Consider the following 12,662-nt stretch of genomic DNA (forward strand, 5'->3'; position numbering starts at 1 on the left):
TGATAAATATCAAATTTTATTTTCATTTTGTTGAAATAAAAATGCTTTTAGACGTCTAGATTTCTATAAAATGTGTGATAGGATTGTAACAGAAACGTATTATGGATGAGGTTGTACCGTGGCAGGAAGCAATATAAAAGTACAAATAGAAAAGCAACTTTCAGAGCGAATTTTATTGATTGATGGTGGTATGGGCACCATGATTCAAGGTTATAAGTTTGAAGAGGAAGATTATAGAGGGGAACGTTTTAATAAATGGCATTGTGATCTTAAAGGTAACAATGATTTATTAGTTCTTTCACAACCACAAATTATAAGAGATATCCACGAAGCCTATTTAGAAGCTGGTGCTGATATCCTTGAAACGAATACTTTTAATGCAACAACTATTGCTATGGCTGATTATGATATGGGAAGCCTTAGTGAAGAGATTAACTTTGAAGCAGCAAAGCTTGCTCGTGAAGTTGCAGATAAATGGACCGAGAAGACACCAAATAAGCCTCGTTATGTCGCAGGAGTGCTTGGACCAACAAACCGAACTTGTTCTATTTCTCCAGATGTAAATGATCCAGGCTTTCGTAATGTATCGTTTGATGAATTAGTGGAAGCTTATTCAGAGTCAACTCGAGCACTTATTAGAGGTGGCTCAGATCTTATTCTTATCGAAACTATTTTTGATACATTAAATGCTAAAGCGTGTTCTTTTGCTGTCGAGTCTGTTTTTGAAGAGCTTGATGTTACTCTGCCCGTTATGATTTCAGGGACAATTACTGACGCATCAGGAAGAACCTTATCGGGACAAACAACAGAAGCTTTTTATAATGCATTAAGACATGTAAAACCTATTTCTTTTGGTCTTAATTGTGCGCTTGGCCCTGATGAATTACGTGAATATGTAAGCGAGCTTTCACGTATTTCTGAATGTTATGTTTCTGCGCATCCAAACGCTGGCTTACCTAATGCATTTGGTGAGTATGATTTATCCCCTGAAGATATGGCTGAGCATGTTGCGGAATGGGCAAGTAGCGGATTTTTAAATCTCATTGGTGGATGTTGTGGCACCACTCCTGAACATATTCGTCAAATGGCTTTAGTTGTTGAAGGTGTGAAACCTCGACAATTACCTGAATTACCCGTCGCTTGCCGTCTTTCCGGATTAGAGCCTTTAACAATAGAAAAAGATTCTTTGTTTATTAATGTTGGTGAACGTACAAATGTTACTGGATCTGCACGTTTTAAACGCTTAATTAAAGAAGAGCTTTATGATGAAGCACTAAGTGTTGCTCAAGAGCAAGTTGAAAACGGTGCTCAAATTATCGATATCAACATGGATGAAGGCATGCTTGATGCTGAAGCATGTATGGTTCGTTTTTTAAATCTTTGTGCATCAGAGCCTGAAATATCTAAAGTTCCAGTGATGGTTGATTCTTCTAAATGGGAAGTAATTGAAGCTGGATTAAAGTGTATTCAAGGTAAGGGGATAGTTAATTCAATCTCTTTAAAGGAAGGCAAAGAAAAGTTTGTACATCAAGCTAAGTTAATACGTCGCTATGGTGCTGCAGTGATCGTTATGGCTTTTGATGAAGTCGGCCAAGCGGACACTCGTGAGCGTAAAATTGAAATTTGTACCAATGCCTACAATATTTTAGTTGATGAAGTTGGTTTCCCACCTGAAGATATTATTTTTGACCCTAATATTTTTGCGGTTGCTACAGGTATCGATGAGCATAATAACTATGCAGTAGACTTTATTGAAGCTGTTGGTGATATAAAGCGAACTCTTCCTCATGCAATGATTTCAGGTGGTGTTTCTAACGTCTCTTTTTCTTTCCGTGGAAATAACTACGTTCGTGAAGCTATCCATGCCGTATTTTTATATCACTGTTTTAAAAATGGTATGGATATGGGTATCGTAAATGCAGGACAGTTGGAAATATACGATAACGTACCAGAAGATTTGCGTGAAGCGGTTGAAGATGTAGTTCTGAATCGTAGAGATGATTCTACGGAACGTTTACTTGATATTGCAACTGAGTATTTAGAACGAGCTGTTGGTAAAGTTGAAGATAAATCAGCTTTAGAGTGGCGTGATTGGCCTGTTGAAAAACGTCTTGAACATTCTCTAGTGAAGGGGATAACAGAGTTTATTGTCGAAGATACAGAAGAAGCTCGAATCAATGCAGAAAAACCAATAGAAGTAATTGAAGGGCCATTGATGGACGGAATGAACGTCGTCGGTGATCTTTTTGGTGAAGGAAAAATGTTCCTTCCTCAAGTAGTAAAGTCTGCTCGTGTAATGAAACAAGCAGTTGCTCATTTAGAACCGTTTATTAATGCGTCCAAAGAAGTTGGAGTAACAAATGGAAAAATACTTTTAGCAACGGTAAAAGGTGATGTTCATGATATTGGTAAGAATATCGTTGGCGTTGTTTTACAGTGTAATAATTATGAGATAATTGATCTTGGTGTCATGGTCTCTTGTGAAACTATCTTAAAAGTAGCCAAAGAAGAAAATGTAGACATCATTGGTTTATCTGGATTGATAACACCATCATTAGATGAAATGGTCCATGTTGCTAAAGAGATGGAACGACAAGGGTTTGATTTACCATTATTGATTGGTGGAGCAACAACTTCAAAAGCACATACAGCGGTAAAAATTGAGCAAAACTATTCTCAACCTGTTGTGTACGTTAATAATGCTTCTCGAGCTGTAGGTGTCTGTACGTCACTACTTTCCGATGAACTAAAACCTTCTTTTGTTGAGAAGCTAGATATTGATTATGAACGAGTTAGGGAGCAGCATAGTCGTAAACAACCGCGAACTAAGCCAGTAACTTTAGAGGCTGCACGAGCGAATAAAGTTGCTATTGACTGGGCTTCTTATACACCTCCTGTCCCGCTGAAGCCTGGTGTACATATATTTGATGATTTTGATGTTTCAACATTGCGTAATTATATTGATTGGACCCCATTTTTTATGACTTGGTCTCTTGTTGGGAAATACCCTAAGATCTTAGATCATGAAGAAGTAGGTGAAGAAGCCAAACGATTATTTAAAGATGCAAATGATCTATTAGATCGAGTTGAAAAAGAAGGGTTACTTAAAGCTCGTGGAATGTGTGCGTTATTTCCAGCTTCTAGTGTTGGTGATGATATTGAAGTTTATACTGATGAATCACGCACTAAAGTTTCAAAAGTACTTCACAATTTGCGACAACAAACGGAGAAGCCGAAAGGTTTTAACTACTGTTTATCAGATTACATAGCACCCAAAGAGTCGGGTAAAAATGATTGGATCGGTGGTTTTGCTGTAACTGGTGGTATTGGTGAGCGTGAACTAGCCGATGAATATAAAGCAAATGGTGATGATTATAACGCTATCATGATTCAAGCGGTGGCTGATCGTCTAGCTGAAGCCTTTGCTGAATATTTACATGAAAAAGTACGTAAAGAAATTTGGGGTTACTCTCCTAATGAGACACTTTCAAATGACGATTTAATCCGTGAGAAATACCAAGGTATTCGTCCTGCTCCTGGTTACCCAGCTTGTCCTGAACATACAGAAAAAGGGGCTTTATGGGAGCTAATGAATGTTGAAGAATCTATTGGAATGTCTTTAACATCAAGCTATGCAATGTGGCCCGGTGCATCTGTGTCAGGAATGTATTTTTCACATCCGGATTCTCGTTATTTTGCGATTGCTCAGATTCAGCAAGATCAAGCCGAAAGCTATGCCGATCGTAAAGGTTGGAATATGCTTGAAGCTGAGAAGTGGTTAGGTCCAAATTTGAATTAATAGTGAATTGATCTTTTAAACTAAAAAATGCCCATTAAATGTAATGGGCATTTTTGTATGTATCACTTATTGTTCAAAAAGTTCTTTGTGCAAGATTTTAACGGCTTGTTTAGATTCAGACTCATGAAGTAAGAAACATAAGTTATGTTGACTCGCACCATAACAAATCATACGTAAATTAAACTCTTCTAAAGTACCAAACACTTGTTTTGCTGAGCCTTTTGAATGACTCATTTTGTTACCTATTAATGCTATTAAACAAAGATTATGTTCAACTTCAACAGTACACAGCTCTTCTAATTCTTTTTGTGCTTCAAGTGGAAGTTCTGGTGCTTTACCATTGGTGTTTGTTTGATCTAAAGTAAGAGCAACGCTTACTTCTGAAGTTGTAATTAAATCTACAGAAATTTGGTATTTAGCTAAAATCTTGAAAACTTCAGCTAAGAAGCCATATGCATGGAACATACTTGGGCTATGCAGTGTTACCATCGTTTGGTTACAACGAAGGGTTAGCGCCCTAAATAAAGGAGTACTATCAACTTTTTCTTTAATCCAAGTCCCTCCTTTTTCAGGTTCTTTTGATGAACCAACAAAAACAGGAATCTGATGACGAAGCGCAGGGAGAAGTGTTGATGGGTGTAAGATCTTTGCACCGTAATTTGCCATTTCAGAGGCTTCGCTAAAGCTAATTTCTGGAATCGGTGACGCTTTGGGAGCAATGCGAGGATCCGTGGTATAAATCCCTGGTACATCTGTCCAGATTTCTAATCCGCATGCATCTACAGACTCAGCAATCAGTGCAGCACTATAATCACTGCCACCACGACCCAAAGTTGTTGTATTTCCTTCGCTATCAGAACCAATAAACCCTTGAGTCACCACAATCTGTTGTTGACAAAGAGGAGTCAGTTTTTCTTGAGCTAAACGAGATATATCATTAAGTTGTGGTTCACCTTTTCCAAAACGAGAATCAGTGCGCAAAACAGTGCGAATATCAAAACGTACTGCAGGGTTTCCTCGTTCAATGAGTAATTGAGTGAATAAGTGAGTAGACATGAGCTCACCACAAGATACTAGATGATCGGTTAATTTATCATTTGATTGAGATGCTGCCGTTTCTGCTGTTTTTTCAATATCATCCAATATATCTAAGATAGCTTGCTCTGGAATAAGTGGATCTGCGAGCTGATCTAACACAGAAAAATGAATGGTTTTTAATTCTTCAAGAATTGCTTTTTTTCTGTGATTATCTTGAACGCCATTAGCAAGCTCAACAAGAAGATTCGTAACGCCAGAGCAGGCGCTAATCACTACAAGGTGAGTATTTGGATTTTGTTCAATGACACTTGCACTTTTCGTCATTGCTTCGAAATTTGCAACGCTAGTACCGCCAAATTTGGCAACATTAATAGGGTTCACTATCCTGTCTCCCGACTACATCCAGTGTAAAAATAAAGGTGAAGAAGCGATAGCAATAAGAGTGGTTTGCTAGAAGCTCTTCACTTAATAAATTAAGTGACAATCGTTAGGATTCAGCCTAAACGACCGACAATCCTACTCCCAATAGGATCATCTCGGCATTACTCTCCCTCACTTATTTGTGTAGGAGTTTGGGCTCCACAAATTAAGCTACCTAGGTAATGCTCCTCTTCTTTATATTTCAAAAATGAAATACGTTTCAATAATGTGCTTTTTTATGAATCAAATGTCAATTGTTGGTAATGTTTTTTTTACTTTTCTTTTGTTTTAAGTGAAAAGTACCTTTATAGGGCTATTTTTCGTAATTAAGTCACTCTAATCAAATAGTCTAATTGAGTTTAATTTTTCTTATGTCTATTCTTTAATCACCTCATATTGATAGGAGTTTATAATGCAAAGTTTTATACCACCGAAAAGAACCCTTATGGGACCTGGTCCTTCTGACATTTCTCCTCAAGTTTTACAAGCATTAAGCCGTCCCACTATCGGTCACCTTGATCCATTATTTATTAAAATGATGGATGAAGTTAAAGAGCTACTCAAGTACGCATTTCAAACTAAAAATGACTTTACTATTGCGGTTTCAGCTCCAGGTAGTGCAGGGATGGAAACATGCTTTGTGAATTTAGTTGAAGAAGGCGAGAAAGTACTCGTATGTCGTAATGGTGTATTTGGTGAACGAATGCGACAAAATGTAGAACGCTGTGGTGGTATTCCTATTATTATCGATGATAAATGGGGTGAACCTGTTTCATTAGATAAAGTCGCGCAAGCATTGGAAGAAAACCCTGATATTAGCGTTGTTGCTTTTGTGCATGCGGAAACATCTACTGGAGTTCTTAGTGATGCAAAAGCGATTGCACAAATTGCGAGACAATATAATTGTTTAACCATTGTGGATGCAGTGACTTCGTTAGGTGGCGTACCTTTGTTAGTTGATGAGTGGCAGTTAGATGCGGTTTATTCTGGTTCTCAAAAATGCTTATCTTGTACTCCTGGATTATCTCCTGTTACTTTTTCTGATAAAGCAGTTGCTAAAATGAAATCGAGATCCTCGGTAGTACAAAGTTGGTTTTTAGATCAAAGTTTGGTTCTTGGGTATTGGAGTGGAGAAGGAAAGCGCAGTTATCACCATACTGCACCAGTAAATAGTTTATATGCTTTGCATGAATCACTGTTAATGCTTAAACATGAAGGAATTGAGCAGGCGTGGCAGCGTCATGCTGATTATCACCAAGAGTTAAAACAAGGCCTTGAAGCGTTAGGGATTAAGTTTATTGTTGATGAAGAATATCGTTTACCACAATTGAATGCTGTATATATACCGGCAGGTATTTCTGATACTCAAGTTAGAGAGCAGTTGTTAGAGGAATATAATTTAGAGATCGGTGCTGGTTTAGGTGAACTGGCTGGTAAGGCATGGCGTATCGGTCTTATGGGATACGCAGCAAAAAAAGAGAATGTCGCATTGTGCTTAAAAGCATTATCTGATGTTTTAAAGTAAATATTAAATAAAACAGCCACTAAATTCCGTGGCTGTTTATGCTAATAGTTTTTAGTTAGTCATCCGTAATTTCTTATCGAGTTGTACGGATTCAAATTTACTTTTTGGAAAGAGGAATATGGCTTCTCTTCTTATATCTTCCGCTCTTTTTTCATCTCCCAACGCTTGATAAGCAATGATTAAGTTTTGATAAAAAGCAGGTCTTGGTTTGGTTTTTATTAATTCTTGTGACCACTCAATATAGGGTTTAATTAGTTCTGGTTTTTTATTAATAATACCGATTTTTAATTGTGTCGAAAGTACGTCCCAATTGAATCTATCCTCCCACACAACAGGGTTGGTTACTCGACTTAAAATGTCTGGATTCATTGGTTTTGTGGTTTCAAATTGAGTTAATACCCAGTTTGTATGTAGTGTTGATAGCATATAAAAACCAGTCACAATCGGTAGCACTAATGAACTGACACGTAGGGTGATTTTACTGATATCACTGATTCGATATTTTTTGTATTTACAGCTTAATTGGTCAATCCAAAATAAAAGAATAATAAAAGTAAACCAATGAATCATTGAATGATAAAAAGGGTACTCTAACTGACTATGAATAAAAATAGGGGCAATTAAAGCAAGTAGAGCAAATTGAGTATCCAGTTTACTTCGTCGTATTTTGGCTAAGACACCGCCAGCGGCAAGTAATAAACCTAAAATAGCGACAATACCACCTTCAACTCCCCAGTATAAGATCTCGTTATGAGGGTGATCCATTGAAGGTAGACCTGGTTTGTAGTCAGAAGATAATTGATGCTGTTTCGCTGTATAAAGAATGTATTCAGCTTCGTAATTACCGTAACCATAACCTGTGACGGGTTTTTCTAAAAACATATCTAGAGCTTGGGGGAAGGTGTATCTTCTTGGACTATCTAAATCTGCTTTTTGGCTAGCAAGTGATACCTTTGAAATATCATCATTTTTGGATACATCGAGTAGAGCAAAACTCCCACTAAAACCAATTAATAGCGCTAACAACCAAGAAATAAAACGCGGTTTAGTACAGTATTTCCACATATAAGGAACAAGTAGAACTAAACTAAAAGTCGCTGATAACCAACCAGTACGAGAAGCTAAAACAACAATTAAAGGTAGAGTGAATATGATTGTTGCGTAGAGCAAGGTTAATGCAATGATATTTTCTCGATACTTTATAGGCTGTCTTGCAAGGAAATAAGAGGCAATGGCCAAACCGGTTACAAGAAAGCTCGCCATAACATTGGGTTGTTGGAAAATGCCATAAGGGCGATTTGCTATTACGTTATAACCGAATGAATTCCCAGCCTCTAAAAAAAGATATTGAATATAACCAAATAGAGTTTCAATAAGAACTGAACCAATGATGCACCATAACAGCCATTGCTTCTGCTTATTTGAAAATGAAAATTGTTGTAGAGTAATAAAAAAGAGTAATCCAGCCCATAGGCCTAAAAACTTTCCGGTAGCAAGATGTGGGGACGCCTCTTGATAAAGTAACGGAATTGATAATAAACAGACCGAGATGAATAGTACGATGCTTAATGTCGAAAATTTAAGTATGCCTTGCTTTGCTATATGAAAAAGAGCGATGGCTATGGCGATACTCGCAGGGATCCAAGAAGCGGCATTAAATGCAAGGTGAAGGCCTGAACCGCCAGGATTTGGCTGAAAAAAGTGGGCACAAAAAAAGAAAAGAATGGTAAGGCTGAGTAAAAAAGATTTGGTTAGAGGCTTTTTGATTTTTTTTGCTTCTAATAGGGTGCCTTGAGTTAAGAGCGTAGCCATTTTCCAACTATTTCCTTATATAATAAAGCCAACAAAAATGTTGGCCTTATTCTATCTTATCCATAGGTGAAAGTGCGGACTTTCTGCTGAGTTACGTTATTTTAGCATCGGTTTTAAGAAGCGTGCCGTATGAGAGCCCTCAACTTGTGCAACATCTTCAGGTGTGCCTTCTGCTATGATCTCACCACCGCCTTGACCGCCTTCTGGACCTAAATCAACAATCCAGTCAGCTGTTTTCACTACATCCAAGTTATGCTCAATTACGACAATTGTATTGCCTCGTTCACGCAGACGATGAAGAACCGTTAATAATTGTTGTATATCATGAAAGTGAAGACCTGTTGTTGGTTCATCAAGGATATACAGTGTTTTACCTGTATCTCGTTTTGAGAGTTCTCTTGCTAGTTTTACACGTTGAGCCTCACCACCCGAAAGAGTGGTGGCTGCCTGACCTAAGCGAATATAAGAAAGTCCAACATCCATTAAAGTTTGTAGCTTACGAGCAATAACAGGAACTGGCTCAAAGAAGGTATGAGCATCTTCAATGGTCATTTGAAGGACTTCATCAATACTCTTTCCTTTGTATTTTACTTCTAATGTCTCACGGTTATATCGCTTGCCTGCACAAACATCACATGGAACATAAACGTCTGGCAAGAAGTGCATTTCTACTTTGATAACACCATCCCCCTGGCATGCTTCACAACGTCCACCTCGAACGTTAAAGCTAAATCGGCCAGGTTTATAACCACGAGAGCGTGATTCTGGTGTTCCAGAGAAAAGCTCACGTATCGGTGTGAAAATACCAGTATAAGTTGCTGGGTTTGAACGAGGTGTTCGACCTATTGGGCTTTGATCAATATCGATAACTTTATCAAAATGTTCGATACCTTTAATTTTTTTATACGGAGCTGGCTCTGATGTGGTGGCTCCGTTCAATTGAGTATGAGCAATTTTAAAGAAAGTATCATTGATTAAGGTTGATTTACCTGAACCTGAAACCCCCGTGATACATGTAAACAATCCTACAGGCAGCTTTAATGTCACGTTCTTTAAGTTGTTTCCTGTGGCTCCAATAAGTTCTACTTGTTTCTTCGGATCAGCTTTAACACGCTCATTTGGTACCGCTATTTCTTTTGTTCCATTTAAATATTGGCCAGTTAATGATTCTGGGTTTGAAATGATGGCCTCATAATCACCTTCGGCAACAATATGACCACCATGAACACCAGCTCCTGGTCCAATATCAATAATATGATCGGCACTGCGAATAGCATCTTCATCATGCTCTACTACGATAACCGTATTCCCTAAGTCTCGGAGATGATTTAGCGTCTTTAATAGGCGTTCATTATCTCGTTGATGGAGACCAATAGATGGTTCATCAAGAACATACATTACACCAACTAGGCCGGCTCCGATTTGACTGGCTAAACGAATACGTTGGGCTTCACCACCGGATAAGGTATCGGCACTGCGTGATAAATTGAGATAATTAAGGCCAACATTAACCAAAAAGTGAAGGCGTTCGTTAATCTCTTTCATTACTTTATCGGCAATTTGTGCTTTTTGCCCTTGTAACGTTAATGAACTAAAGAAAGCCATTGAGTCTTGAATACTCATTTCGCAGATTTCAGGCAATGTGGTATCACCCACAAACACATTTCTCGCTTCTAAACGTAAGCGTGTACCGTGGCAACTTGAACAAGATTGAGTTGAAATATATTTGGATAGATCATCTCGAACAGCACTTGATTCCGTTTCTTTATAGCGACGATCTAGGGTGTTTAATATTCCTTCGAATGGGTGACGTTTGACTCGTAAATCACCACGATCATTACTGTATTGAAATTCAATTTCCTCATTACCTGAGCCGTTAAGAATAATGTTTTGGAATTTCTTTGAAATGGATTTAAATGGTGCGAATAAATCAAAACCATAATGTTTAGCAAGTGAACCTAGCATTTGGAAATAGTAATAATTTTTTGATCCCAACCTTTAATAGCACCTTCTGCGATACTTAGCTTATCGTCTAAAACGACTCTGTCGGCATCAAAATATTGTTGTACGCCTAAGCCATCACAAGTGCCACAGGCCCCAGCTGGATTATTAAAAGAGAACAGACGAGGCTCAAGTTCTTGCATGCTATAACCACAATGTGGGCAGGCAAAGTTCGCAGAGAAGATTAAAGGATCGTGTTCGCTGTCATCCATATAATCGACAACTGCAATACCGCCTGTTAATTCCAAAGCGGTTTCAAATGATTCTGCGAGGCGTTGTTGAAGATCATCTCTGACCTTAAAGCGATCAACGACAACTTCAATAGTATGTTTTTTATGTAATTCTAATGTCGGAGGATCAGAAAGATCGCAAACTTCACCATCAATACGTGCACGAATAAACCCTTGCGCAGCTAGGTTTTCAAGAGTTTTAACATGTTCACCTTTGCGCTCTTTAACAATAGGAGCTAATAGCATCAGCTTTGTGCCTTCAGGTAGCTCTAATGCTTTGTCTACCATTTGACTGATAGTTTGTGCGGTTAACTCAACATGGTGCTCAGGGCAGCGAGGCTCACCAATACGGGCATAAAGAAGACGCAAATAATCGTAAATCTCGGTAATAGTTCCAACCGTTGATCTAGGGTTATGAGAGGTGGACTTTTGTTCTATTGAAATAGCAGGAGAGAGACCTTCAATGTGGTCTACATCTGGTTTTTCCATTAGAGATAAAAATTGACGAGCGTACGCAGATAAAGATTCAACATAACGTCGTTGGCCTTCTGCATATAAGGTATCAAAGGCTAAAGAAGACTTACCTGAACCTGAAAGTCCTGTAATTACAATCAACTTATCTCTTGGGATAGTTAAGCTGATGTCTTTTAGGTTATGGGTTCTGGCCCCTCTAACTTCAATTTTATCCATGGGAGTCTCACTGCAATAAAAATAACTAAGGGTTAAGTATTGCACAGAGTAAGAAAACAGAAAAGCATTTTACTGGATAAAAAAACAGTGTAGTGGTGGTGGAATAGAAAGATAAAAAAACGCCCCATGTCTAAACATAGGGCGTTATTATTTATTTAAGTATTAGGGTTATTTTTTTCCCGTTACTTTTTTTGCTAATTCTGATGATTTTTTATCTTTTAGATAAATGTTTTCATAACAGTGGTTTGTTGCTTCGATATAACCTTCAACGCTGCCACAGTCAAAACGCTTACCTTTAAATTTATATGCTAAAACACAGCCTGATTGTGCTTGTTTTAGTAGGGCATCGGTGATTTGAATTTCACCACCTTTACCTGGTTCTGTCTGCTCGATTAACTCAAAAATATCAGGAGTTAGGATGTAACGACCAATAATAGCTAGGTTGCTTGGTGCTGTTCCTGGCTCTGGTTTTTCTACCATGTTATCAACACGGTATAAATCATCTTTGATCATTTCACCAGAAATCACACCGTATTTGTGTGTTTCGTTGTCTGGTACTTCTTCTACAGCAACGATAGAACAACGGAATTGCTTGTATAAAGCAACCATTTGAGCCAATACACCTTGCTCTTCGTTCACACATAGGTCATCAGCAAGTACAACTGCGAAAGGTTCATCACCTACAAGTTCACGACCTGTTAAAATTGCATGACCTAAGCCTTTCATTTCACGTTGACGAATATAAGTGAAGTGAGCTGAATCAATCAGTTCGCGAACATCTTCAAGAAGTTCTTCTTTGTTTGTACCACTGATTTGGTGCTCTAATTCGTAGTTTTTATCAAAGTGATCCATTAAAGAATGTTTACCACGGCCAGTAACAATACACATACCGTCCATGCCTGCATTGATTGCTTCTTCAACACCGTATTCAATAAGAGGCTTGTTTACAACAGGCATCATTTCTTTTGGCATTGATTTTGTTGCTGGTAAAAAGCGTGTGCCGTAGCCTGCGGCAGGAAATAAACATTTTTTGATCATAATTCAGTCCTAGAAAGACAATATTTAAAAATTTAGCGGAGGCTTCATTTTGAGCCTCATTATTATCGACGCAGTTTATCGACTTAGGTGCATGAAATGAAGTGCTTTC

Annotated in this window: 5 protein-coding genes, 1 pseudogene and 1 riboswitch; of the genes and pseudogenes, 2 read left to right on the forward strand and 4 right to left on the reverse strand. The window is 38.1% G+C overall.

Annotation, left to right across the window (positions count from 1 at the left end; genetic code table 11):
* Nucleotides 1-118 precede the first annotated feature (118 nt).
* On the forward strand, nucleotides 119-3,799 hold the full coding sequence (metH, locus tag AAFX60_001680; GenBank protein XDF77949.1) for a methionine synthase: 3,681 nt from the start codon (nucleotides 119-121) through the stop codon (nucleotides 3,797-3,799).
* A 66-nt stretch (nucleotides 3,800-3,865) separates the two neighbouring features.
* On the opposite strand, the gene lysC is transcribed toward metH, so the two are convergent.
* The gene (gene lysC / locus AAFX60_001685) at nucleotides 3,866-5,218 is read right to left on the reverse strand and encodes a lysine-sensitive aspartokinase 3 (GenBank protein XDF77950.1); all 1,353 of its coding nucleotides are present in this window, start codon (nucleotides 5,216-5,218) and stop codon (nucleotides 3,866-3,868) included.
* Nucleotides 5,219-5,283: 65 nt separating this feature from the next.
* A riboswitch (Lysine riboswitch) is annotated at nucleotides 5,284-5,458 on the reverse strand.
* Nucleotides 5,459-5,669: 211 nt separating this feature from the next.
* Here lysC and AAFX60_001690 point away from each other — a divergent pair.
* Entirely contained in the window at nucleotides 5,670-6,782 is a 1,113-nt protein-coding gene (locus AAFX60_001690) for an alanine--glyoxylate aminotransferase family protein (protein XDF77951.1), read from the forward strand.
* A gap of 51 nt (nucleotides 6,783-6,833) precedes the next feature.
* Here the strand turns inward: AAFX60_001690 and AAFX60_001695 are convergent, their stop codons facing one another.
* The 3 genes and pseudogenes from AAFX60_001695 to galU all read right to left on the reverse strand — a co-directional run bounded on the left by AAFX60_001695 (nucleotide 6,834) and on the right by galU (nucleotide 12,553).
* Nucleotides 6,834-8,594, reverse strand: a complete 1,761-nt coding sequence (locus tag AAFX60_001695) for a PglL family O-oligosaccharyltransferase (GenBank protein XDF77952.1) — start codon at nucleotides 8,592-8,594, stop codon at nucleotides 6,834-6,836.
* Nucleotides 8,595-8,690: 96 nt separating this feature from the next.
* Nucleotides 8,691-11,515, reverse strand: a pseudogene (gene uvrA, locus AAFX60_001700) (excinuclease ABC subunit UvrA).
* Between the two features lie 168 nt (nucleotides 11,516-11,683).
* Nucleotides 11,684-12,553 (reverse strand): UTP--glucose-1-phosphate uridylyltransferase GalU, encoded by an 870-nt coding sequence (gene galU / locus AAFX60_001705; protein ID XDF77953.1) that lies wholly within the window; start codon nucleotides 12,551-12,553, stop codon nucleotides 11,684-11,686.
* Between the last annotated feature and the right edge of the window lie 109 nt (nucleotides 12,554-12,662).

It is taken from the genome of Aliivibrio fischeri, assembly GCA_038993745.2.
Lineage (GTDB): Bacteria > Pseudomonadota > Gammaproteobacteria > Enterobacterales > Vibrionaceae > Aliivibrio > Aliivibrio fischeri_B.

Excerpts from the sequence above, each read along its gene's own strand:
- AAFX60_001695 (XDF77952.1), bottom strand. The coding sequence starts at position 8,594 with ATGGCTACGCTCTTAACTCAAGGCACCCTATTAGAAGCAAAAAAAATC.
- AAFX60_001690 (XDF77951.1), top strand. The coding sequence starts at position 5,670 with ATGCAAAGTTTTATACCACCGAAAAGAACCCTTATGGGACCTGGTCCT.
- galU (XDF77953.1), bottom strand. The coding sequence starts at position 12,553 with ATGATCAAAAAATGTTTATTTCCTGCCGCAGGCTACGGCACACGCTTT.